Below are 21955 nucleotides of genomic sequence, written 5' to 3' on the forward strand. Positions count from 1 at the left end.
GAGTGCTAGCACTCGTTTTTTTATTACACAACCGCAGGATTATAAATCATCGTAAAGTGCCCTTGCAACAATTCAATATGACAAGGTGTATGAAGCGAGCTTTCTCCATCTGTATCTACTTCTTTTTCTTCTTCTGTTTCAATATGAATGGATTTCGCCTTTACGTGGAAGATGTCATTTTCATTTGAGTCTTCAAATAGTTTCTTTCCGATATAATCTTTAAACGCTTGAATACCAGTTGATTTAACTACGAAAATATCAAGTGTTCCGTCGTCGCACTTTACGTTCGGAATAAAGGACGGGATACCACCAAGATATTCACCGTTTCCAACCATAACAAGGACAGCTTCGTCTTCATATACTTGTCCATCGTACGTAATTTTTACTGGAAATGTTTCAGCGTTTTTGACAGTTCGAATGGTACTTAAGTAGTAACCAATTTTCCCAAGCTTTGCTTTTTCTTCTGCATCAATATTGTTTGATACTTCAGATACAAGTCCAATGCCCCAAAAGTTTAAGAAGTGTTGTCCGTTTGCTTTTGCAACGTCAACTGGTTTTACATATTCCTTTGTGATAAGTTTTGCTGCTTCTGCAATATTTTGCGGAACACCGAGTGTGCGAGAGAAGTCGTTGCAAGTTCCGCCTGGAATGATTGCAAGTGTAGGTCTAGTTTCAAGAGGTGCTAAGCCGTTTGTGCATTCAAATACAGTGCCGTCACCACCAAAGACGATAATTAAATCTACTTTACTAGCAAACTCCTGACAATATTTTGTTGCATCACCTTGCTTTTTCGTATGAAGGATATGTAAGTCAGGAAAAGCTGCGGCAAGAGGTGGTACGATTTTCGTTAAGTTCGTATGTAAATCGCCTTGCCCTGCTTTTGGATTTACGATGAGGAGTACTTTTTCAAATTTTGTCTTTGTCATTTTTTTCTCTCCCTTTGTCTTTTACGAATCGTGATAGAAAATAAACTTCCACCAATAATTGATGAAAGTTTATTCTATTATATTATTCCGTTACAACTGAAGCGATAAATGGTAAGTTACGATATTTTTCTGCACAGTCGATACCGTAGCCAACGATAAATTCGTCTGGAATTTGGAAGCCAACATATTCAGCTTTTAAGTCTACTTTACGACGCTCAGGTTTATCAAGTAACGTACAGAATTTCAATGCTTTCGGTTTATGCATAAAGAAGTGATCTTTTAAGAAGTGAAGTGTTAAACCAGAATCGATAATGTCTTCTACGACAATTACGTTTTTTCCAGTAATGTTTACATCAATATCTTTTAATAGTTTTACTTTTCCAGTTGTTTCTGTTTGATTTCCGTAGCTAGATGCAGAAATAAAGTCGATTGTTACATCGTTTTTAATGTGACGAATTAAATCGGCAGCGAATACGAAAGATCCTTTTAATACAGCGATTACTACGATTTCTTCTCCTTCAAAGTCACGTTCGATTTGAAGTGCTAGTTCTTTTACTTTTTCTTGTAATTTTTCTTCAGAAATTAAAGTATCTTTTATTTCAATATTCATTGGAGTCCTCCTACAGTGTAAAACTTGTGAACATTTCGACTGTAAAGGAAAGAAAGGGAAAAGTCAAAGAAGATATAAGTTTTTTACAGAAATCCCCACAATATAGTCAGATGATATGATATACTGATTACATAAAGAAAACGCTTCCAAAAGGGTGATTATGATGAGAAAGAAAGAGTATACAAGTGCAACATTTATAAAAGCATTGTTTTTAACAATTGTTCTTGGTAGTTTGGCTTACATAATTGATGTACCAGCGATTCGGATTTCACTAATTGGAATGACTTTAGTATTAGGCGCAATTTCCCACGGTATGATGTCGCAGCTGCAAGAAGCTGGAGTCGATCATATGAAAGATCATATAGATGAGAACTGAGAAACCTTCACGTATAGAGAGTGAAGGTTTTTTGTTTCTTACAAAAATGTAAGGTAGTTGTAAGGCAAATCGATAGTTGCATAGTAGTGTTTTGGATAAACTATAAGTGTAAGGTAAAAGGCAAGCATATTTTAGGTAAATTAAGTTTTAGGCACTCTATATGTGAAAAAGGAGTAGGAGGGCATGGAGAAACGTTGGACGACCTTTTCTTTTTTAGCAACTAGCAACACCGTAATGCTAGCTGGCGAAATGGATTTTTTGCACTTGTTTGATCGAGAAGACGATCATTCTTCTTCTAAATTTACAATGAAATGGAATAAATGGAGCGAAAGTTGTAGGTTTGAAGAAGAGGCCCCTAATGAAGAGCAAAAGATTATTTTGACAAACCCTATTAAAGCGTGGGTTGTTCAACGTCGTAAGTGTAACGTCAAAAATCACTTAAAGAAAACTGAGCCGAGACAATTAGTTATCGCTCCGGCCCGTTCTACTTCTAAATCATGCGAAAGTAACATGTAAATATTGAGACACACACCCGAAAAAACATCGTATATATTGCGATGTTTTTTTATTTTTCTACAATGAAATCTTTAAATGAAATATATTTCATCTGCATTTTATATTTATATCTCTTGTTTATTCTAGTGATACATCCGATGCGAAGTGATGTAAAAAGTATAAAAAGGGAGAAATAAAATGAAAAAGAAAATATTACCAATTTGTGCAATGGCACTTTTAACAGTAGGATATTCTTCAGTAGCAAGCGCGGATACTGGAACAGTAACGAAGGAAGAACAGGCGCAACTGCAGCAAGATAAAGTGAAAAAAGAAGCAGTGATTAAAGAACAGCAAAAAAGTGAAGAAGAGAAAAAGAGAATAGCGCAAGAGCAGTTGAAAAACGATAAAGCGAAAAAAGAAGCAGCGATTAAGGAACAGCAAAAAAGTGAAGAAGAGAAAAAGAGAATAGCACAAGAACAGTTGAAAAATGATATGGCAAAAAAAGAAGTAGCAAAGCCAGTTGTACAAGGTGAAAAATTACCAAACACAGCATCCAATAATGTAGCAATGATGGCACTAAGCGCATGTCTTGTAGGGATAGGGACATTATTTGGTTTGAATCGTCGCAATAAAGTTAAGGCGTAAGTAAAATATTGTCCTATAAAGAATGGAATAATTTCATATATTAAAAATGGTAGGTTATTCCTACCATTTTTGGCATGGAGGGATGAACATGAAGTTACTCAATTATATCGGTATCATATTGATGGCCATAGGACTATTTATGGGATCATATTACGCTATGGAATGGTATAAAGGAAAAAGCTCTGCTCAACAATTAACAAAAGAAGAATTAAAGAGCCTTGAAAATATACAAGATAATCAACTTTCTTATGAAACGCCTGTAACTTCCCAAGTACCTTCTTCTCAAACAGAACATAAAGAAGGAGAAAAGGTTGCACTGTTACATATACCGAAAATAAAGAAGAAGTTTTCTATATATTGGGGAGCAGATGAGACAACGTTGAAGAAAGGAGTTGGAATGTTCGTTAGTGATTTAACGACAACGCCATCTGGAGGTGGACATACTGTTTTGAGTGGGCACCGGGATACTGTATTTACCGATTTAGGGGAGTTAAAAGAAAAAGATACTCTTGTTTTAGAGTATGATAATAAAATTTACACATATGAAATTCAAAAGACATGGATTACCCATGCAGATGATCGTACTGTTATTATAAAAAAAGAAGAACCGATATTAACACTGACGACTTGCTATCCATTTGATTATATAGGGGATGCACCAGATAGATATATTATCGAGGCGAAGTTAACGGCTAGTTATTCAAAATGAAGTGATAGTTTCTGAAAACGGAAGGGGGATACATAAGTTATGTCAAAAAACATTTTAATTGTGGAAGATGAAGATATTTTGCGTGAAATATTAAAAGATTATTTTTTGAGCGAGCAATATGTAGTGTTTGAAGCAAGAGATGGGAAAGAAGCTTTAGTTGTATTTGAGGAAGAAGAGGTTGATTTAGTTATTTTAGATATTATGTTGCCAGAACTCGATGGATGGTCTGTTTGCCGAAGAATTAGAAAGACGTCTGAGGTGCCTATTATTATGCTGACGGCGCGCGTAGATGAAGACGATACGTTACTTGGTTTTGAACTTGGGGCAGATGACTATGTGACGAAGCCGTATAGTCCACCCATTCTATTAGCAAGAGCGAAACGATTATTAGAAAGTAGAAAAGGATCGAAGAAACCTTTAGAGAACGAAGATGATACTTTATCGATTCATGGCATCCACGTCCATTTTCCGTCACGTACTGTTACTGTTGATGAGGCAGATGTTAGTTTAACGCATACGGAGTTTGAAATATTAGTGTATTTCATGAAAAACCAAGGAATTGTACTAACAAGGGAACAATTAATTTCAAGAATTTGGGGATATGAATTTGCTGGTGATGATCGAACGGTTAATAGTCATATTCGTAATTTAAGAAATAAATTAGGAGAGAAAGCAAAGTGCATTACAACTGTAGTACGAACAGGTTATAAATTTGAGGGAAATGTATGAGAAAAGGGATTGTACTAAAATTATTTACCCTCACAACAGCATTATGCATGTTAATTTTAGTGACGATATTTATTGGACAAACGATATTTTTTAAACAATATTATGCGAATCGAAAAGTAGAAGATATTAAAGTGAATTTAAATACTTTTGAGAAGAATTATTTGAATTATGCAGGAAGTGCAGAAGGAATTCAGAAGCTGGAGCAAGATTTTTTAAGAGAAAATAATACGTGGATTACAACGTTAGATCAGAATGGGAATTTAAAACATGCGGATGATTTTTATTTTGAAGTAACAATAAATCGTATGCAACAAAAGAGCTTTGGACAACAAATATTCAAGATTCCCTTAGGTAATCTCGTCAATATAGAGGAGATTGATAATAAATCATCAGAGCAGTTTTTAGGACAAGAAATTTATTTTTCTGGAGTGAGAAAAGAAGATAGTTTTATTCCATTCTCTTTTTCTTTATCTAAGCAGAATTTAAGCGGATCTAATAAACCGTTAGAAAAAGCATTTAATGAGAAAATGAGTAAATTATATGAGGAGAAAAAGAAAGCAGTCGGGGAACAAGTTGTTAAGGAGAAGAGGCCGGCCGTTCAGGAGCAAGCTGCCCAAGAACCAGATTTTTACATAGGAGGACGTGTTACAAAAGTACAGTTACCAGATGTAAACGGTCCTGTGAATCCAATTTATAAAAATAGCATATTTTTAGATAATATTAAGGTTTTTCAAACTGATTTATTATTAAAAGAGAACAAACACATACAATATACAACACAAACAATGGACGATGAAAAGAATGATATAAAATATAAATTATTAATTAAGCCAATAAAAGAAAAAGACGGATCAGTAACATATATTTATGCAATGGCTTCTTTACAGCCTGTAGATGAAGCAGTACAAATGGTGCAAGATTACTACATTTACATCATTGCATTTGTAGTCGTTCTCATTTTTCTAGCTTCGTTTTATTATTCAAAACAAATTGCAAAGCCGTTATTAAAAATAAATGATACGACGAAGAAAATAGCACACTTAGATTTCACAGAACAAATACCGATTACTTCAAAAGATGAAATTGGTGATTTATCGAAAAATATTAATGTATTATCTAATAAGCTCCATTCGCATATTGGACAGCTAGAACAAGATATTGAAAAGGAAAGAAAGTTAGAAAATACGCGGAAAGAATTTATTTCTGGTGTGTCGCATGAATTGAAAACACCGCTGAGTATTATGAAAAGCTGTATTTCTATTTTAAAAGATGGAGTAGCTGAACATAAAAAAGAGTACTATTTTCAGGCGATGGAACGAGAAGTAGATAAAATGGATACTTTAATTTTGGATATGCTTGAGTTAGCTAAATTTGAGTCAGGTACATATAAAATGAAAAAGGGTTTATTTTATATTGATTCAGTAATTGAAGATATATGTGAATACCTTTCTGTGGACATAGAGAAAAAAGAACTTCGTGTGCATAAAAATATATGTTCAGTTGAAGTGATGGCAAATCAAAGTCGGATTGAACAAGTCATCGTAAACTTCATTACGAATGCCATACGTTATACACCAAATAAAGAGGATATTATGATTTCCACAATAGATGAGCAGGATCGTATAAAAGTGTGTATTGAAAATAAAGGTACTCACATTGAAGAAGAACAATTAGATAAAATTTGGGACCGTTTTTATCGCGTGGATGCAGCTCGTCAGCGTTCACAAGGTGGAACGGGTCTTGGGCTAGCTATTTCTAAAAATATTTTAGAACTACACGATGCTGAATATGGGGTAAAGAATACAGAAGACGGTGTATTATTTTACTTCTACTTACCAAAAAAAGCGTAGATGGTACATGCTACGCTTTTTTTAATTTATTTTCATATTATCTTTACCTAATCTTTATTTTTAAACAGTATACTTTGGATAGAAAATGAGGTTATGTAAGGAGTCGATGAACCGTGCATAGCAAGTGGCTAAGTATAATGGTATTTATTTTCTTTTGTGCATTTATTGTATTTTTAATTGATATTACGATATGAAAAAAAGAGCGCTCATTAAGCGCCCTTTTTTTGTGTATTCATTTGATAAGCACTGATGCTTTTGAATAAGCGTGGTGAAGTAAGGAATAAAAATATAAGTAAAACTGTACATAAAATAAAAGAACCAAGCATTGTGGCACCATTTACGATTAATGAATATAGCACAGCTGATTGACCTTTCGGTGCATATTGCCCAAAGAAAATAATACCGGCAATAAAATGACAGAAATAGCGTGCAAAGCTACCAACAAATGTAGCAAGAATAATGTAACCAATAACTTTCTTTCTTTCGTTATTTTCATTGGAAGTTAAAAGTGCTTTTTGAATTGGTCGATAGAATAAACCAGCAAATCCAATAAAAGCAAAGGCAATGAAGTACTCAATAAATGCTTGAACAGGTGTTAAAATGTAAGCATCACCTACAACAATTTGTAATAATCCCCAAATTAAGCCACCTAAGAAAGCAGATTTAAAGCCCCAGCGATATGCAATAATAAAAATAGGAATCATAGCAAATGAAATGGAACCGCCTGTTGGAAGTTTAAGTGATAATGGTAAAATGTCGATAATCATGGCGAAGGCTGCAAGAATAGCAGATTCGATCATCGCTTGTAAATTGGTGTTACGCATATTGTCTCCCCCTAAAACCAAGTTGTACAAAAAAGAATAGATATCATAGGAGGATACGAAATACGTAAATAAAAAAGAGGTATGTATTTCGGACGTTTGCACAATCCCTGCGTTAGCATTAACTAACAGGTTCGAAGGGTCGGAACGAAGTGTTCCCTCTCAGCGGCATGGCTCCCCCTGTGATAACGAGATTCTTTATTTGCTATTGTTTATTGTAAGCGAAATGGATGAGAATGGCAAATAAATACGGTATGACAATTATTGAAATAGAATTGTAGTGAAATGTTAATAAATATGAAGCAAAAGGGTATAGTACAAGAGAAATAGATTGTGCTATAATTTTTCTGAAAATAATTATCATTCTCTTCTGAGGGGGAAGGTTATGAGCTTAGTAGATATTAAAATCGGTGAGAAAGTGCTAGTAAAAAGTGTTCAGTCTTTAGATTATTTACTAAAGAGAAGATTGGCTGCTTTCGGTCTTTCTGAAGGAAGCGAACTTCGCATGAAGCAAAAAGCGATGTTCAAAGGTCCTTGTACATTGGAGTGTCGTGGACAGTTAATTAGTATTCGTCATTGTGACGCGAAAATGATAAAGGTGGAATTAGCGTGAATAAGGTAGCTTTGCTAGGGAATCCGAATACAGGAAAGACATCATTATTTAATGCACTTACTGGTTCTTATGAGTATGTAGGGAACTGGAGCGGTGTAACAGTAGAAAAGAAGGTTGGTAAATTAAAAGATAAGCAAGGGACATTAATTGATTTACCAGGTGTTTATGATTTGAATCCAGTTTCGCGTGATGAAGGTGTCGTTACAAATTTTCTACTAACAGACGAATTTCATCATATGTTAAATATAGTGGATTCTTCGCAATTCGAGAGAAATATGCATTTAACGTTGCAATTACTTGAATTTGGAAAGCCGGTTTCAATTGGATTAAATATGGTCGATGTGGCAAAGCAACGAGGCATTGTAATTGATGTAAAACGATTATCAGAACTATTAGGTGTAACAGTCGTTCCTGTCGTTGCAAGAAGTGGAAAAGGCTGTGAAGAACTACTTGCTACTCTTAAAGAAAATGACAAAAACGAGAAAAAGCCATTCATTATTTCATATGGTGTACAAATGGATGAAGGAATTGGAGAGGTAATAGCTCTTTTAGAGACAGCGAATTATAAGCATCCAAGATGGTTAGCCCTGCAATTTTTAAGCAATAACGAAGTAGTAGAAAAAGAAATGAAAGCATTACCAATTTGTAAGGAACTTGTAGCCATTCGATCTCGCTTAGAAGGAAAACTTGATTGTACGTTGGAAGAGCACATTTACAAAACTCGTGAAGCGTATATTGAAAAGTTAAAAACAAATGTTATGAAGCATGAGAAAGAAGGAAAAATTCCTTTTTCGGAAAAAATTGATAGATTAATTACACATAAAATTTTAGGACTTCCAATCTTTTTAGCAGTTATGTTTTTTATTTTTCAGGTTACGTTTACGTGGATTGGTACACCTTTATCGGATATGTTAGATGGCTTTTTTGGTGGACAGCTTACAGATTGGGTGACGGCTGGTCTCACAAGTGTTGGAGCTTCTGATTTTATTCAAGCACTCGTTACAGAAGGTATTATTGCCGGTGTTGGTGCAGTATTAGTATTCGTTCCACAAATCTTTGCACTATTCTTTTTCATTTCATTATTAGAAGACTCAGGATATATGGCGCGAATTGCAGTTGTTATGGATCGAATTATGGAGTTCTTCGGTTTAAACGGAAAAGCGTTCATTCCGATGATTATCGGTTTTGGATGTAATGTTCCAGGTATTATGGCAGCGAGAACGATTGAACAAGAAAAAGAACGTTTACTTACAGTTCTTGTAACACCATTTATGTCTTGTTCAGCGCGTTTACCTGTATATGCATTATTTGCGGGAGTGTTCTTCCCTAATAGTCAGGCAACTGTTGTATTTTCTTTATATGTTGCAGGTATTGTTCTTGCGTTATTAGTTACAAAAATTATGTCTCTTACTATTTTAAAAGCGGAAAAGTCTATTTTCGTCATTGAACTACCTCCTTACCGCGTGCCACAAGCGAAAACGTTATGGCTAAGCACGTGGGAGAAAGGGAAAGGATTTGTTCGTAAAGCAGGTACATTCATCTTCGGTGGTTCTGTTGTCATTTGGTTATTAAACTATGCAGGTCCATCAGGATTTGGTGTTGATATGGGAGACAGTTACTTAGCGATGATTGGTGGGTTTATCGCACCACTATTTGCACCGCTCGGCTTTGGAACATGGCAAGCTGCAGCATCTCTTTTAACAGGATTTTTAGCGAAAGAAGTTGTCGTTTCTACAATGGCAATTATTTATGCGGTGAAAGAAGATGTGCTAGGAAATGTTATGGGAGCACATTATACTGCGTTATCAGCATATGCATTTATGTTCTTTATTTTATTATATGTTCCGTGTTTAGCGACAGTAGCTGTTATTAAACGTGAAACAGGATCAGCGAAATGGACGATTTTCTCAGTCGTTTATCCGCTCGTAGTTGCTTATGTATTAACGCTCATTATATACCAAGTTGGATCTTTACTCGGATTCTAGAAGGAGATGTATTGTGATGATGGTCAATATTATAATTGGAGCTATCATTTTTGGTTATGCAGCATACACGTTGGTTAATTTTGTAAAGAGAAGTAAAAAAGGAAAATGCGCAGCATGTTCTTTAAATAAGTCATGTCAGTCGCAAACTTGTAGCCCGGATATGGAGCAAATTGCTCACAAATAACAAAAAAAGCTTTGCGAATTTCGCAAAGCTTTTTTTTGTTATTTTTTAATTTTTACAAGTTGAGAAGCTTCTACTCCATTTGCTCCAGGTAGCTCTTTGCTTGGGTCTTTATCAAATTTCAAAATACCTACAGATTTTTCTTCACCTTTTACATTTACATATGTTGCATCATCAACGATAGCAAACATATCTGCATAAGAACGGCCATCACCGATAATTGTGTTGCCTTCATATTTTAATTTTGCTCCATCAAGCGTAGCATTTTCTACTTTCTCTTTTGCAAACAGCACGCCTTCTTCTTCTGTTACAGCTGGTAATTTATCGATTGCCTTTGTATCATCATTTTTATCAACTTTTTTAAGTAGTTCTTTCTTAACAAGTTCATCACCAGTTTTCTTATCCATTACAAGTACTTTTTTACCCTCTAATGTTGCCATTTTCATTTTATAAAAGTCTTTTTCTTTTACTTCTTTCTTATTTTGATCTGTAATTTTTTGAACTTGCTCTTCTGATCCGTATAATACTAATCCGTTCGCTTTTTCTCCTAATAAAGAACAACCTGATAATGCTCCAAGTGAAATTGCTGCTGCTAATCCGATTCCTACTAATTTTTTCATGATGATTTCTCCTTTTATATGTTTTATAGTAAATACATTTTTGTATTAGTTCTGAAATGATGAGAAGCTTGTTCGTTGCTTCTGGTATTAGTGTATAAGAAATATTGCAACGTAACTATCGAGTTAGCTTACAGTAAAATTACAATAATGTAATTTAGTGAAAGTGTATAAAAATAAGTCAATTCTGAAGAGGGTTAATGAGAATATATTAGGAATACAATGTTTTATCTAGAATGTCATATTATATTGGCTGTATTTTGGAAATAACATGTAAGGACATATTAGTTTTGTTATAATAAACACATAGGCTGTAAAAATGAATATTCTTTACTGTTAAGGGAGATTTTTCAGTTTTCCAAGTAGTGAATTTGAAATATGAGGTAAGTCATAGGAGGAATTAGAATGTCTGTATTTAAACGATTACGAGATTTAACAATGTCGAATGTATATTCATTAATTGAAAAAGCGGAAGATCCAGTTAAGATGACGGATCAATATTTACGCGATATGCAAGCGGATGTACAAGAAGCTGAGAAAAGTGTAGCAGCTCAAATTGCACTTGAGAAGAAATTCAAAATATTATTTGAAGAGCAAGAAGCACTTGTGAAAAAACGTGAAGAGCAAGCTCATATGGCTGTTCAAGCAAGCAATCTTGACCTTGCGCGTCGTGCTCTTGAAGAAAAACAAAATGCAGAGCAAAAGATGAATGAATATAAAGCAAGCTATGAGCAAAATAAAGCTGCTGCTGATAATCTTCGCCTGAAGCTAGAAGAAATGCGTAAGCAATTAACAGAGCTGAAAAATAAACGTGAAACACTTGTAGCACGTGTAAATGCGGCGAAAGCACAAAAGAATATTAATCAGGCGATGTCTGGATTTGATTCAAACTCAGCAAAAGCTGGTTTAAGCCGTATGGAAGAGAAAGCTCTTCAATTAGAGGCTGAAGCAGAAGCAAGTGGCGAAGTTTATAAAAAAGAAAAGTCACTAGATGATGAATTCGCAAGCTTAAATAAAAATTCTGCTGTTGACGATGAATTAGCTCGTATTATGAAGCAGTATGAGAAATAATATAGAATAGACAAAGAAACCGACATGTCTGAAGAGAATTCATGTCGGTTTTCTATTACTTTTTAGAGGAGGTTTTGCAATGACATGGACAAATGTGTTAGCCATGCTTGTATGGACTGGAGCAAGTGCAGTACTTTTATTTGCAATTATGTGGGTTGATTCAATTTTTACTAAATACAATGATTTAAAAGAAATAAAGAATGGGAATACAGCTGTAACAACTCGTTTCGTTATGAAATTATTCGCGCAAGGGTACATTTTATCTCAATCCATAACGAAAGCAAACGACTTATGGCAAGCACTACTTGCATCAGCAGTTTCTTTCGTTATTTTATTAGTAGTAGAAATGTTTATTGAATTTGTGTTAAAGAAAATGTCTGGTTTAGATTTAGAAGAAGGTACGAAAGAAGGCAGTGTTGCACATGCGATGTTGGCCGGATCATTACATATCGTTGGTGCACTTATTTTAGGTGCTTGTTTATAAAGAGAGAAGGAGGGGTAAATCATGAGTTTATTTAAACGAATTAAAAATATAATGAAGAGCCCAGAGCCGCCGAAACCAGAGAAAAGTTTGTTAACGTTAGCTCCTGGCGATATGATTGAAGTTTCATTAGTCATGTACGAATTAACTGGGAAAACGAGTATGCATTCTCGTAAAGAAATTGTTTTAACACTGCAAGATGGGAAAGATATTCGTTATTTAAAAATTGAAGATCGTGAAAATACGTATTACAAATTATATACACCAATCGATGGTCGTTTAGATTCAATTGATGAAGTTCCGACGACAATTGAAATGGATGATACAGAGTACCATATGGAAGAGCAATATAACGGACGTGTTGTTGTGATGGGGAAAACACCATTCTCTGCTTCAGAGGAACAGTACGTATGGGAATTCCAATCAGATAACCGAAAATTATTACGTATTGAATGGCAAAATGGTCGCACAATGATGTATGAGGGAGAAGCAATTATTCCTGCTGATGTACAAATTATAAGAGCAACGTAAGGGGGCGTAATCATGTCAAACCGATTGTTTACCATGATTAAATCGTTCGCGATCCCTATACTTGCTATCGTTCTATTACTTGTTGTTGCTGGATATGCCTTATCAGGTTGTCAAGGCGGACAGACAAAGTCGATTCAAGATCGTTATCCGCTAGAATCTGTCGCAAAAGAAGGTAAACAAGAATCTTACGTGTATAGGGCCGCCAATCGGTCAGTTCCTGAAGTCGCAAAGGAACTCATTAATGAAAGAGAACCGAAGCAAGCATCTAAAGAAGACGAAAATCAAATGTTCCTCGTTTATTCTGATAAGATTTATAACCTGCAAAAGGATAAAGAGAAACCTTCTGATACGTTAATTGAAATAAGTAATAAAGAATTTGTCCGTCAAAATTACCAACCATCCTTCCTGCAAGGATATATTATGGGGAGTATTTTAAACGATATATTCGGTTCACGAAAATCATCATACGGTGATTATCGCGGATATAATGACAGACAAAATCATAAACCGGTTATTCCAGAGAGACCGCCTACGAAAGAAGAAAAGAAAACCCCGCCTCCAATTACGAAGGAAGGGAAAGGATCTATCATTAAGCGAGGCGATAATGTAGATTCGAAACCTTCCGTAGGAGATACAGGAAGTATTACGAAAAAAGGAAGTAGTACGCCTCCGCCTTCTACTGGAAGCAAAGGGAAAATTACAAAAACACCAGGTGGCTCGAGCGGATCAGATGTGAAGCCGAAATCATCTATTAAAACGCCGCCAAGGAATACATCTCCTCCGAAAACGAGGGTCGGTGGTTCAGGAAAAATTACGAAGAGAAGATAGTTATAGAGATCGGAAAGTGGAATATGCTTTTCGGTCTTTTTATTATGGAAATAAATTCCTTGTAACTGGTGCAATTAAGTTATAAGGAGGAGATTAGTATGACTATATATAAAAGGTTTAGTTTGATTATGTTCCTCGTCTTATTCATCAGTTTGTTTATTAGCACAACGATGAAATTTCACTTTGTAGTAGGTATTCTATGGATACTATGTACATGTACTCTCTTTCTATATGTTCTGCTTCGTTTTCAACAAGAAGTGCCCGCCTTTCAAAAATACGTAGCATGGATTAAGAGAGGAAGAAGATGGGGAGAGTAAAATTATATCAGCGATTATTAAAATATAGCGACTTACCGACAAAGACTGCAACTTAATAATAAGAAGAGGGTGTGCCAAATTGTTGGCACACCCTCTTTATTCATAATGATTAATGAATATCACGTTTCTTAAAGTTACCGCCTTTTACTTCTGCTACGTCATAAACTGTAATAAAGGCATTTGGATCGATTTCATTAATCAAGTCTTTCATTTTACTTTCTTCTAAACGGTTAATTACACAAGAAATTTCTTTGAATTTCTCTCTTGAATAACCACCATAAACTTCATTGTATGTTGCGCTTCGACCTAAACGATCGCGAATTGTTTCTACCATTAATTCAGGTTCTTTCGTGATGATTTTAAATGTTTTCGAACCACTTAAACCAACTTCAACGATATGAATCACTTTCGAAGCGATAAAGTAAGCAATTGCCGAAAGGATAGCTCCTTGAAGACCGAATACTGTTGATACGAAAATAAATACGAACATGTTTAAGAATAAAATAAGGTCACTTGTTCCAAAAGGTAACTTACGAGAAAGTAATACAGCTAGCATATCGATTCCATCTAATGCGCCACCGTTACGTAATGCTAGTCCCATACCGAAACCGATAATAATACCACCAACAACTGTAACGAGTAGTGTATCGCCTTCAATAATAGTAGGTATTCCGTGCATAACAACGGTACCTATTGCTAATGAAGCAATCCCGATAATAGAATAAATTGCAAAGCTTTTACCTATTTGTTTATATCCTAACCAAACGAAAGGAATGTTAATAACTGCGATTAGAGCTCCTAATGGCAATCCAAATAATCTTGAACTAACGATACTTAAACCAGTCACACCACCGTCTGATACGTTATTTGGAATTAATACCGCTTCTAATCCGTATGCTGTGATAAATGCCCCAATAATAATCATCAAAGCTTTTGAAGCGATTTTTAGCTTATTGGGCTTGTTTTTGATAATTTTCTCCATGTAATTTCCTCGTTTCAAACTAGTTTCTTATTTGTTACGTAATTCACACCTAAATTTCATTTTAACATTTAATTTGAAAAATTTCTCCTTTAATGGATGTATGCAGGGAATATTATCACCATATTATCTTTAAAATATTTTTGAAATAAGTATAAGAAATCCCATCCTTATGAAAGGATGGGAGAATGTTAAGAAACAATAAAACTAAGGACTGTTAGGAATAAAGCGAAACCTAAAATAGTCCCGCACACTTTCATATGGCGCTTACGTCCTATTACAACAATTGCGACATATTCACGAATCATTGCGTTAGGCCAGTAATAAAATGCTGTTTTTGATCCAATTCCCTGGCTATTAAGACCAGCTTGTCTTGCATATATACCAGCGCGGAAAAGATGGAAGTTGTTCGTTGTAAAGATACTCCTATACTTACCTTCTGGTTTTAAAGAATCCATAATTTCTTTAGAGAACGACATGTTTTGATATGTGTTGATAGAGCGATTTTCCTGTACTGTATGTTCAAACGGAATTCCTTTTTCAACAGCATATTTTTGCATTGCTTCTGCTTCAGGAAGACCTTCATCTGGACCTTGTCCACCAGAGAAAATGATTGTTGGTGGTGTATTTACAGAGGCTTGTTTCCAATAAAAGTCGATTGCTTTATTAATACGACTTGCAAGTAAAGGTGGTACTTTATCATTAATTAAGCCACTACCAAGAACGATGATGAAATCTTGATTACGTCTTGGTCTATTGAATTGATATAAAAAATATGCGCTTAAGAAGTTAGACAAATGTACAAAGAAATACATAGTTATAAGCGAAATCGCAGTAAAAATAAATTGAAAATGCTCTGAGAATAAATTTGCTGGATTTATGATAGCGAGCATAATAAAGAATAAAATCCCTAAAGCAGCAATTAAAGTTAAAGAGTTTGTGAAGCGTCTTCCTTCACGTTGCATTAAAATTTTTGCATTAAGAAATAGTCCAAACATTAAAGCGACTATAGCAAAAGGTATCATTACAATTAGCGCTAACATGGGAATAATAACGATAAAATGTAAAGAGTTACTACCAGACTCATATGAGGCTATAGCGCAAAATAATAGAAATGAACAGAAAAAGGCATTAAATAAAAAGCCATTTATTATTTTTCGTGGATCTTTTAAATATGAGATAAGAAAAATAATAAACAATATAAGAGGAATAATTCCGAAATACATAAATATAGTACACCTCAATTTGTATAATAATTTGACATACCTTCTATATTACATGATTTTATAATTGAAAATGAAAGGAAAAATGATTCTGAATTTTCTCAATAAAATGTATGGATACATATGTTAAAATGTATGTAAGGTGATTTATTAGAAGTAAAATGGTTGAAAGGGCACTCTATGGAGTGTCTTTTCTTTTTGATATGTAATTATGCATATTATATTTATTTTCAAGTGAAGAGGATTAAAATATAAGTGGTAGGCAGACTATATAAAGCAGAATTTCTTACAAACATTTCCCTCTACTTTTTGTATCTAACAATCGTATAACAATAAATAATTCTGTTTTATAGCGTCTGTTTATGAAAGGTGCCCTCTTTGAAGGCACCTTTTTGTTGTTTCATGTAGATACTTTTCACTGTTGATATAGTGGAAAGTATCTATACTAAACATTAGCAATCTTCCGTATAAATATTATCAATTTACTATATATTCCAGTGGTGTTAACCTACATATGAAAGGCTTTCTTTTTCAAAATATTACCCCTAATAAATTTTTGAAGAAGTCAACTGTCTCCAAAATTGCCATTCATGCTTAGCAAAAAAGAATCCAGCAGGATTCTTTTTTGTGTTCGACATGATATGACAAATTGTATTCTTATAATTTGTTATTATGTTAAATGGTTATTAAGAAAAGTAAAAGGGGATCTTAGAATGAATTTAAAGAAAATATTTTTAACAGGCGCAATTGTCGTAACAACTGCCTTTACATCTATTGGAACGGCACAAGCAAGTATTATCTTCAAAGATGTTCCAACAGGGCATTGGTCTTATAAAGCAATTTTAGATTTAACAAGTAAAAATATCGTTAGTGGGTACGGAAATGGAATTTTTGGGTTTGGTGATGATGTGACTCGTGAGCAAGTTGCTAGACTTATGTATCTTCAGCTAAAGCCGGAATCGAAAGAGAATTACAATAATCCGTATAATGATATTAATGATCATTCAACAAATTTTAAAAAGGAAATTTTAGCATTAACAGAAATGGGGATTTTTGCAGGGGATGAAAAAGGGAACTTTAGACCAAAAGCTTCTTTGACTCGTGAAGAAATGGCTCAAGTGTTAACAAATGCATATAAATTAGTGGCAAAATCAGAGCATACATTTGTAGATGTAGATAGAAAATCATGGTCGAATAAAGCGATTAGCGCTGTACAATCTAATAAAATTGCTGCTGGAACAGGTGATAATATGTTTTCACCTAAGATGAATGTAACTCGTGAACAATATGTACAGTTCTTATATAATGCGACATTACCATATGAGGAAAGACCAGGCGCGAATCAAGAGCCAAAGCGCTTTGCTAATTGTAAAGAAGCAAACGATGCTGGATTTTATGATATTACAAGAGATAGTCCATACTACGGTAAGCATTTAGATCGTGATGGCGATGGAATTGCTTGTGAGAGAGAGAAGAGCGGTAAATAAAAAAAAGCACTCACCCTGAGTGCTTTTTCTTATGGAAACATGCTATTTCTTTAGGCGATTCTCATAAAATAAAAGTAAGGAAATGAAAGTAGGTGACAAAATGCCGTCAGTTGTGGAAGGCGTTATTATTGAAAACTGTAACGGAACGATTAATTTAGGAGATAAATATAACGTGCAGCCAATTGAAAAAACGAAAGCTTATAATGGATCAGGATCATCGAATACAGGAAAAAAAGTACAAACATTTAGTGGGATTAGTACAGCAGATGTAAGGGATAGCGATGCGAATGATCAGGGAATACAATTTACTTTATAGATCAATATGTAAAATTGCATAAAATGATGAACTTGCCCTGTGCTACAATCTAGCTGTGAGCTGTTCATGATTCTTCTGTATTATAGTTGTTAGATTGGAAATATAACATCTTATCAAAAATCATACGTAAAAAAGACACTTCAAACGAAGTGTCTTTTTTCATTTTAGTGATACCCTTTAGCAGAGTCTTTATGAATTTTATTTTTAAAGATACTGTAGCTCCAAAGTTGATATCCAATAACAATCGGTACCATAACCATTGCCACGAAGAACATAATTTTTAAATTTAATTGACTACCTGCTGCGTTGTATAACGTTGTGCTATATGCGTCGTTAATACGTGACGGTAACATTCTTGGGAACATACCTGCAAAGCCAGTTGTCATAAACATTGCGATTGTTAAGCAAACGAATGTGAATGCAAGACCGATTTTATGTTTGTACACCATAATAAGTGCGAGTACACTCATTAACATGGCAAGTACCGGAAGAATGAATAGTACCGGATATTCTGTGAAGTTTTGGAATAAATTTGTACGATTTGCAGTTGCTACATAGAAGATAGCTAAAATGATAGCAGCTGCCATTGAAAATGGTCTTGCGATTTTATAAGCACGATCCGATACTTCACCAGTCGTTTTAATCATAACCCAAAGGGCACCAGATACGACGAATATAGCAGTGAAGAACAGACCTCCTAAAATACCATAATGATTTAGTAAGCTAAGTAAATTTCCTTCGTACCCATTTTTTCCGATTTGTAGTCCGTAATAAAGGTTAGCGAATGTAACACCGAATAAGAAGGCGATTAGGAAACTACCAATTGTAAATGCCCATTTACAAGTTTTTTGCCAAATTGGTGAATCGTCTTTATGCATAAATTCAAGTCCGGCAGCACGAGCAAACAGTGCAAGTAATACTAAAAATAGTGGTGTATATAAATAACTAAACATATTTGCATATGTGACTGGAAAGGCAGCAAATGTTGCGCCACCAGCTGTAATTAACCATACTTCATTACCACCCCAGAATGGGCCGATTGCTTCTTGTAATTGATTTCGTTCTTGTCGGTCTTTCGCAACGAATGGGAAAATCATCCCGTTACCGAGTGCGTAGCCATCAAGAATGAAGTAAACTGTCCAAATTACGCCCCATAAACCAAACCAGATGATTGCGAGCATATCATGAGACATGAGCCGCACCTCCTTCAGTAGCAGGCTCTTCTAATGCAGCAGGTCCTTTTTTCGCGTACTTTAGCATTAAGTATACATCTGCGATTAAAAGTAATGTGTAGAACAAGATTAAACTAATTAAGGAGAACCAAATTTGTGGAACAGATATAGGTGATACAGATTCCGCTGTACGCATCAGTTTATATACTGTCCATGGTTGACGACCTACTTCGGCAACAATCCACCCAGCGTTAATTGCGATATATGGTAGTAAAACAGACCACATTGTGATTTTTAAATAACGTTTTGAGTTTTCTAGTTTTCCTTTTCGGTTTAAGTAGAAACCGTACCAAGTTAATGCCATAAAGAACATACCAAGTGCAACCATTAAGCGGAAGCTATAGTACACGAGGTTAACATTTGGACGTTCATCTTTCGGGATATCTTTTAAACCAACAATTTCGCCATCAAATGAGTTTGTGTAGAAGAAACTTCCTAGTTTCGGAATAGTAAGGAATTCAAAGTTTTTTTCGTTTTTTACATCAGGAATTTGAACAATCGAGAATCCTTGTCCTTTTCCAGTTTCCCAAACAGCTTCCATCGCAGCACCTTTAGCTGGCTGGTATTTAGCTGCTGATACACCAGACTGATGCCCCATAAACGGTGTAACAGTTGCAGCGAATAAACCTAACATTAAACCAAACTTAAATGATTTTTTGAAGAATTCAACTTCGTTTTTACGTAATAAATGATAGGCACTAATTGCCATAACGAAGAAAGCACCAACGATATAACAACTAATTACCGTATGGAAGAACATGTTCCACGCATATGGATTTGTAACAAGTGCCCAGAAATCATTTAATTCAGCGCGGCCGTTACGTACGACGTAGCCAACTGGGTTTTGCATAAAGCCGTTTGCTGTAATAATCCAAAGGGCGGAAATATTTGTTCCAAGTGCAACCATCCACATACAGAAGGCACGGAACTTTGGTGAAATTTTGTCTTTACCGAATAACCATATTCCCATGAAAGTAGATTCTAAGAAGAAGGCAACGAGTGCTTCGATTGCGAGAGGTGATCCAAAAATATCTCCCATATATTTGGAGTACTCAGACCAGTTTGTTCCAAATTGGAACTCCATCGTAATCCCGGTTATAATCCCCATTACGAAGTTAATTGTAAATAATTTACCCCAGAAATTTGCCATTTTGCGGTATGTTGGATTCAATGTGCGGGCGTATTGAGTTTCCATACATGCTACTAAAATAACAAGTCCGATTGTCAAAGGTACAAATAAAAAGTGATAAAAAATAGTAATTGCAAATTGAAAACGACTCAGTAACAGAACGTCGGACATAATGAATATTCACTCCTTTTTTACATTATCTACAATCAGTTTATAGTGAAAATACGTTTTAAATAGGGGGGACTTGTTACAAAGGTGTGTGTATATTTTGAAAGAATTATGTCGGTTATCTGAAAATATCTTATTTTTACTATAAAGCAATATCCTTTTTGAGTTTTTTAAATTTTGGTACACTATATAAGTAATGTAAATGAGAGAAAAGAGGGTTCTTTACTATGAAGTCATTAGAAGAGATTTTACAATACAATGAAAAATTCGTTGAAGAAAAAAAATACGAAGAGTACGAAACAGGTAAATTTCCAAACAAAAAGATGGTAATTATCTCTTGTATGGATACTCGTCTTGTTGAATTATTACCGAAAGCGATGAATATGCGTAACGGTGATGTGAAAATTATTAAAGTAGCAGGCGCTGTTATTTCACATCCGTTTGGAAGTATTATGCGTAGTATTTTAGTTGCTGTATATGAGCTTGGTGCTGATGAAGTTTGTGTAGTTGGTCACCATGATTGTGGTATGGCAAAAATTCAAGCAAGCAGTACAATTGAGAAGATGAAAGAGCGCGGTATAACAGAAGAGAAATTAGATACACTTCGTTATTCTGGAATCGATTTAGAAAGATTCCTACAAGGATTCTCTAGTGTAGAAGAAAGTGTAGAACATAGCGTATCAATACTTCGCAACCATCCGTTACTTCCTGAAGAAGTACCTGTTCACGGTCTTGTTATAGATCCTGATACAGGAAAGTTAGATTTAGTTGTGAATGGCTACGATAATTAAGAATTTACTTTGTCATCCTTTTTATCTGGGACAGGATCAAATCCTCCCGGGTGGAAAGGGTGACATTTTAATATACGCTTGCATGTAAGCCAAAATCCTTTCAGAGCACCATGTTTTTGAAATGCTTCTAATCCGTAATGAGAACAAGTTGGATAAAAGCGGCATGTTGGTGGTGTCATTGGAGAAATGAATTTTTGATAAAAGCGTATAATCCCAATAAAAATCTGTTTCATAATGGTCTCCTTTTCAGCATAGTCTTAAAGTATTATAGCACGACTGTACATAATACTTTACTAATGTTGATTTCCGTTATATCATATTGGATATAACGGAATTAAATTAAAAGCGGGAGAGATGTTGTATGCCATCAGTAGAAAGCTTTGAATTAGATCATACGATTGTAAAGGCGCCTTATGTAAGACATTGCGGAGTTCACAACGTAGGTAGTGACGGTATTGTAAATAAATTCGATATTCGTTTTTGCCAACCGAATAAACAAGCAATGAAACCAGATGTTATTCATACGTTAGAACATTTATTAGCATTCAATTTACGTAAATATATTGATCGTTATCCGCATTTTGATATTATTGATATTTCACCAATGGGCTGCCAAACAGGATATTATCTTGTAGTAAGCGGAACACCAACAGTTCGAGAAGTTATTGATTTATTAGAACTAACATTAAAAGATGCGGTTCAAATTACAGAAATTCCAGCTGCAAATGAAACACAATGTGGCCAAGCGAAGCTTCACGACTTAGAAGGAGCACAACGCTTAATGAACTTCTGGTTAAGCCAAGATAAAGATGAACTTGAGAAAGTATTTGGATAGAAAGAAAAAC

At 34.7% G+C, this 21955-nt stretch carries 27 protein-coding genes and 1 riboswitch; of the genes, 18 read left to right on the plus strand and 9 right to left on the minus strand.

What is annotated here, in order from left to right:
* Positions 1-23 precede the first annotated feature (23 nt).
* Both MNO09_RS05640 and hpt read right to left on the minus strand, forming a co-directional pair.
* Positions 24-926: a diacylglycerol/lipid kinase family protein gene (locus MNO09_RS05640; RefSeq protein ID WP_000167909.1), complete on the minus strand. Its 903-nt coding sequence runs from the start codon at positions 924-926 to the stop codon at positions 24-26.
* An 82-nt stretch (positions 927-1008) separates the two neighbouring features.
* The gene (hpt, locus tag MNO09_RS05645; protein ID WP_001019292.1) at positions 1009-1536 is read right to left on the minus strand and encodes a hypoxanthine phosphoribosyltransferase; all 528 of its coding nucleotides are present in this window, start codon (positions 1534-1536) and stop codon (positions 1009-1011) included.
* 160 nt (positions 1537-1696) lie between these two features.
* On the opposite strand from hpt, the gene MNO09_RS05650 reads away from it, so the two are divergent.
* The 6 genes from MNO09_RS05650 to MNO09_RS05675 all read left to right on the plus strand — a co-directional run bounded on the left by MNO09_RS05650 (position 1697) and on the right by MNO09_RS05675 (position 6340).
* Entirely contained in the window at positions 1697-1912 is a 216-nt protein-coding gene (locus MNO09_RS05650; protein ID WP_002096247.1) for a hypothetical protein, read from the plus strand.
* A 183-nt stretch (positions 1913-2095) separates the two neighbouring features.
* Positions 2096-2428, plus strand: a complete 333-nt coding sequence (locus MNO09_RS05655) for a hypothetical protein (RefSeq protein WP_000415593.1) — start codon at positions 2096-2098, stop codon at positions 2426-2428.
* Between the two features lie 177 nt (positions 2429-2605).
* Positions 2606-3052 (plus strand): LPXTG cell wall anchor domain-containing protein, encoded by a 447-nt coding sequence (locus MNO09_RS05660; RefSeq protein ID WP_070169176.1) that lies wholly within the window; start codon positions 2606-2608, stop codon positions 3050-3052.
* An 88-nt stretch (positions 3053-3140) separates the two neighbouring features.
* Positions 3141-3761 (plus strand): class D sortase, LPxTATN-specific, encoded by a 621-nt coding sequence (gene srtD, locus MNO09_RS05665; protein WP_000771570.1) that lies wholly within the window; start codon positions 3141-3143, stop codon positions 3759-3761.
* A gap of 39 nt (positions 3762-3800) precedes the next feature.
* Positions 3801-4490: a response regulator transcription factor gene (locus MNO09_RS05670; protein ID WP_000041851.1), complete on the plus strand. Its 690-nt coding sequence runs from the start codon at positions 3801-3803 to the stop codon at positions 4488-4490.
* Positions 4487-6340 (plus strand): sensor histidine kinase, encoded by a 1854-nt coding sequence (locus MNO09_RS05675; RefSeq protein WP_001225372.1) that lies wholly within the window; start codon positions 4487-4489, stop codon positions 6338-6340. The genes MNO09_RS05670 and MNO09_RS05675 overlap by 4 nt, the downstream gene beginning before the upstream one ends.
* Before the next feature lie 209 nt (positions 6341-6549).
* Here the strand turns inward: MNO09_RS05675 and thiT are convergent, their stop codons facing one another.
* Positions 6550-7164, minus strand: a complete 615-nt coding sequence (gene thiT / locus MNO09_RS05680) for an energy-coupled thiamine transporter ThiT (RefSeq protein WP_001246580.1) — start codon at positions 7162-7164, stop codon at positions 6550-6552.
* Positions 7165-7250: 86 nt separating this feature from the next.
* Positions 7251-7352, minus strand: a riboswitch (TPP riboswitch).
* A 194-nt stretch (positions 7353-7546) separates the two neighbouring features.
* Here thiT and MNO09_RS05685 point away from each other — a divergent pair.
* Genes MNO09_RS05685 through MNO09_RS05695 form a run of 3 tightly spaced genes read left to right on the plus strand, consistent with a single transcriptional unit; the run spans position 7547 to position 9943 of the window.
* Positions 7547-7774 carry a FeoA family protein gene (locus MNO09_RS05685; protein WP_000060521.1) on the plus strand — a complete coding sequence of 76 codons (228 nt, stop codon included), beginning with the start codon at positions 7547-7549 and terminating at the stop codon, positions 7772-7774.
* A complete protein-coding gene (gene feoB / locus MNO09_RS05690; RefSeq protein WP_001044805.1) occupies positions 7771-9759 on the plus strand; it encodes a ferrous iron transport protein B in 1989 nt (662 codons plus the stop codon). Before MNO09_RS05685 ends, feoB begins: the two co-directional genes overlap by 4 nt.
* A gap of 16 nt (positions 9760-9775) precedes the next feature.
* Positions 9776-9943, plus strand: coding sequence for a FeoB-associated Cys-rich membrane protein (locus tag MNO09_RS05695; protein WP_000989597.1), 168 nt, complete (start codon positions 9776-9778; stop codon positions 9941-9943).
* Positions 9944-9981: 38 nt separating this feature from the next.
* On the opposite strand, the gene MNO09_RS05700 is transcribed toward MNO09_RS05695, so the two are convergent.
* Positions 9982-10560, minus strand: coding sequence for a lipoprotein BA_5634 family protein (locus MNO09_RS05700; protein ID WP_064474478.1), 579 nt, complete (start codon positions 10558-10560; stop codon positions 9982-9984).
* Positions 10561-10962: 402 nt separating this feature from the next.
* On the opposite strand from MNO09_RS05700, the gene MNO09_RS05705 reads away from it, so the two are divergent.
* From MNO09_RS05705 to MNO09_RS05725, 5 genes are all read left to right on the plus strand, one after another.
* Positions 10963-11628: a PspA/IM30 family protein gene (locus MNO09_RS05705; RefSeq protein WP_000110287.1), complete on the plus strand. Its 666-nt coding sequence runs from the start codon at positions 10963-10965 to the stop codon at positions 11626-11628.
* Positions 11629-11707: 79 nt separating this feature from the next.
* Positions 11708-12112 (plus strand): DUF350 domain-containing protein, encoded by a 405-nt coding sequence (locus MNO09_RS05710; protein WP_000220323.1) that lies wholly within the window; start codon positions 11708-11710, stop codon positions 12110-12112.
* A 21-nt stretch (positions 12113-12133) separates the two neighbouring features.
* A complete protein-coding gene (locus MNO09_RS05715) occupies positions 12134-12640 on the plus strand; it encodes a DUF4178 domain-containing protein (protein ID WP_000051753.1) in 507 nt (168 codons plus the stop codon).
* A 12-nt stretch (positions 12641-12652) separates the two neighbouring features.
* A complete protein-coding gene (locus tag MNO09_RS05720) occupies positions 12653-13468 on the plus strand; it encodes a DUF4247 domain-containing protein (protein ID WP_000071177.1) in 816 nt (271 codons plus the stop codon).
* A 98-nt stretch (positions 13469-13566) separates the two neighbouring features.
* Positions 13567-13785, plus strand: a complete 219-nt coding sequence (locus MNO09_RS05725) for a hypothetical protein (RefSeq protein ID WP_088107414.1) — start codon at positions 13567-13569, stop codon at positions 13783-13785.
* Positions 13786-13894: 109 nt separating this feature from the next.
* On the opposite strand, the gene MNO09_RS05730 is transcribed toward MNO09_RS05725, so the two are convergent.
* Together MNO09_RS05730 and MNO09_RS05735 are read right to left on the minus strand one after the other, a co-directional pair.
* On the minus strand, positions 13895-14767 hold the full coding sequence (locus MNO09_RS05730; protein WP_000411242.1) for a YitT family protein: 873 nt from the start codon (positions 14765-14767) through the stop codon (positions 13895-13897).
* Positions 14768-14955: 188 nt separating this feature from the next.
* A complete protein-coding gene (locus MNO09_RS05735) occupies positions 14956-15990 on the minus strand; it encodes a YdcF family protein (protein WP_000273521.1) in 1035 nt (344 codons plus the stop codon).
* A gap of 710 nt (positions 15991-16700) precedes the next feature.
* Between MNO09_RS05735 and MNO09_RS05740 the strand changes: the two genes are divergently transcribed.
* Both MNO09_RS05740 and MNO09_RS05745 read left to right on the plus strand, forming a co-directional pair.
* The gene (locus MNO09_RS05740) at positions 16701-17474 is read left to right on the plus strand and encodes an S-layer homology domain-containing protein (protein ID WP_001049554.1); all 774 of its coding nucleotides are present in this window, start codon (positions 16701-16703) and stop codon (positions 17472-17474) included.
* A gap of 82 nt (positions 17475-17556) precedes the next feature.
* Entirely contained in the window at positions 17557-17790 is a 234-nt protein-coding gene (locus MNO09_RS05745) for a spore germination protein (protein ID WP_033657613.1), read from the plus strand.
* A 164-nt stretch (positions 17791-17954) separates the two neighbouring features.
* On the opposite strand, the gene cydB is transcribed toward MNO09_RS05745, so the two are convergent.
* Positions 17955-18983 (minus strand): cytochrome d ubiquinol oxidase subunit II, encoded by a 1029-nt coding sequence (cydB, locus tag MNO09_RS05750; protein ID WP_000017650.1) that lies wholly within the window; start codon positions 18981-18983, stop codon positions 17955-17957.
* On the minus strand, positions 18973-20322 hold the full coding sequence (cydA, locus tag MNO09_RS05755) for a cytochrome ubiquinol oxidase subunit I (protein ID WP_001286184.1): 1350 nt from the start codon (positions 20320-20322) through the stop codon (positions 18973-18975). Before cydA ends, cydB begins: the two co-directional genes overlap by 11 nt.
* A 224-nt stretch (positions 20323-20546) precedes the next feature.
* Here cydA and MNO09_RS05760 point away from each other — a divergent pair, with 224 nt between their 5' ends.
* Entirely contained in the window at positions 20547-21110 is a 564-nt protein-coding gene (locus MNO09_RS05760) for a beta-class carbonic anhydrase (RefSeq protein WP_000838167.1), read from the plus strand.
* Here the strand turns inward: MNO09_RS05760 and yidD are convergent.
* Positions 21107-21343: a membrane protein insertion efficiency factor YidD gene (gene yidD, locus MNO09_RS05765; protein ID WP_000809334.1), complete on the minus strand. Its 237-nt coding sequence runs from the start codon at positions 21341-21343 to the stop codon at positions 21107-21109. The two genes, MNO09_RS05760 and yidD, sit on opposite strands and share 4 nt — an antisense overlap.
* Positions 21344-21471: 128 nt before the next feature.
* On the opposite strand from yidD, the gene luxS reads away from it, so the two are divergent.
* Positions 21472-21945, plus strand: a complete 474-nt coding sequence (gene luxS, locus MNO09_RS05770) for an S-ribosylhomocysteine lyase LuxS (protein ID WP_001141373.1) — start codon at positions 21472-21474, stop codon at positions 21943-21945.
* The last annotated feature ends 10 nt before the right edge of the window (positions 21946-21955 follow it).

Origin of the sequence: Bacillus sp. N5-665 (assembly GCF_022637375.2) — a bacterium.
Classification (GTDB): domain Bacteria; phylum Bacillota; class Bacilli; order Bacillales; family Bacillaceae_G; genus Bacillus_A; species Bacillus_A wiedmannii.

Bases quoted from the DNA above. Each gene is read 5' to 3' on its own strand.
- MNO09_RS05640 (WP_000167909.1), bottom strand. From the start codon at position 926: ATGACAAAGACAAAATTTGAAAAAGTACTCCTCATCGTAAATCCAAAA.
- hpt (WP_001019292.1), bottom strand. From the start codon at position 1,536: ATGAATATTGAAATAAAAGATACTTTAATTTCTGAAGAAAAATTACAA.
- MNO09_RS05650 (WP_002096247.1), top strand. From the start codon at position 1,697: ATGATGAGAAAGAAAGAGTATACAAGTGCAACATTTATAAAAGCATTG.
- MNO09_RS05655 (WP_000415593.1), top strand. From the start codon at position 2,096: ATGGAGAAACGTTGGACGACCTTTTCTTTTTTAGCAACTAGCAACACC.
- MNO09_RS05660 (WP_070169176.1), top strand. From the start codon at position 2,606: ATGAAAAAGAAAATATTACCAATTTGTGCAATGGCACTTTTAACAGTA.
- srtD (WP_000771570.1), top strand. From the start codon at position 3,141: ATGAAGTTACTCAATTATATCGGTATCATATTGATGGCCATAGGACTA.
- MNO09_RS05670 (WP_000041851.1), top strand. From the start codon at position 3,801: ATGTCAAAAAACATTTTAATTGTGGAAGATGAAGATATTTTGCGTGAA.
- MNO09_RS05675 (WP_001225372.1), top strand. From the start codon at position 4,487: ATGAGAAAAGGGATTGTACTAAAATTATTTACCCTCACAACAGCATTA.
- thiT (WP_001246580.1), bottom strand. From the start codon at position 7,164: ATGCGTAACACCAATTTACAAGCGATGATCGAATCTGCTATTCTTGCA.
- MNO09_RS05685 (WP_000060521.1), top strand. From the start codon at position 7,547: ATGAGCTTAGTAGATATTAAAATCGGTGAGAAAGTGCTAGTAAAAAGT.
- MNO09_RS05695 (WP_000989597.1), top strand. From the start codon at position 9,776: ATGATGGTCAATATTATAATTGGAGCTATCATTTTTGGTTATGCAGCA.
- MNO09_RS05700 (WP_064474478.1), bottom strand. From the start codon at position 10,560: ATGAAAAAATTAGTAGGAATCGGATTAGCAGCAGCAATTTCACTTGGA.
- MNO09_RS05705 (WP_000110287.1), top strand. From the start codon at position 10,963: ATGTCTGTATTTAAACGATTACGAGATTTAACAATGTCGAATGTATAT.
- MNO09_RS05710 (WP_000220323.1), top strand. From the start codon at position 11,708: ATGACATGGACAAATGTGTTAGCCATGCTTGTATGGACTGGAGCAAGT.
- MNO09_RS05715 (WP_000051753.1), top strand. From the start codon at position 12,134: ATGAGTTTATTTAAACGAATTAAAAATATAATGAAGAGCCCAGAGCCG.
- MNO09_RS05720 (WP_000071177.1), top strand. From the start codon at position 12,653: ATGTCAAACCGATTGTTTACCATGATTAAATCGTTCGCGATCCCTATA.
- MNO09_RS05725 (WP_088107414.1), top strand. From the start codon at position 13,567: ATGACTATATATAAAAGGTTTAGTTTGATTATGTTCCTCGTCTTATTC.
- MNO09_RS05730 (WP_000411242.1), bottom strand. From the start codon at position 14,767: ATGGAGAAAATTATCAAAAACAAGCCCAATAAGCTAAAAATCGCTTCA.
- MNO09_RS05735 (WP_000273521.1), bottom strand. From the start codon at position 15,990: ATGTATTTCGGAATTATTCCTCTTATATTGTTTATTATTTTTCTTATC.
- MNO09_RS05740 (WP_001049554.1), top strand. From the start codon at position 16,701: ATGAATTTAAAGAAAATATTTTTAACAGGCGCAATTGTCGTAACAACT.
- MNO09_RS05745 (WP_033657613.1), top strand. From the start codon at position 17,557: ATGAAAGTAGGTGACAAAATGCCGTCAGTTGTGGAAGGCGTTATTATT.
- cydB (WP_000017650.1), bottom strand. From the start codon at position 18,983: ATGTCTCATGATATGCTCGCAATCATCTGGTTTGGTTTATGGGGCGTA.
- cydA (WP_001286184.1), bottom strand. From the start codon at position 20,322: ATGTCCGACGTTCTGTTACTGAGTCGTTTTCAATTTGCAATTACTATT.
- MNO09_RS05760 (WP_000838167.1), top strand. From the start codon at position 20,547: ATGAAGTCATTAGAAGAGATTTTACAATACAATGAAAAATTCGTTGAA.
- yidD (WP_000809334.1), bottom strand. From the start codon at position 21,343: ATGAAACAGATTTTTATTGGGATTATACGCTTTTATCAAAAATTCATT.
- luxS (WP_001141373.1), top strand. From the start codon at position 21,472: ATGCCATCAGTAGAAAGCTTTGAATTAGATCATACGATTGTAAAGGCG.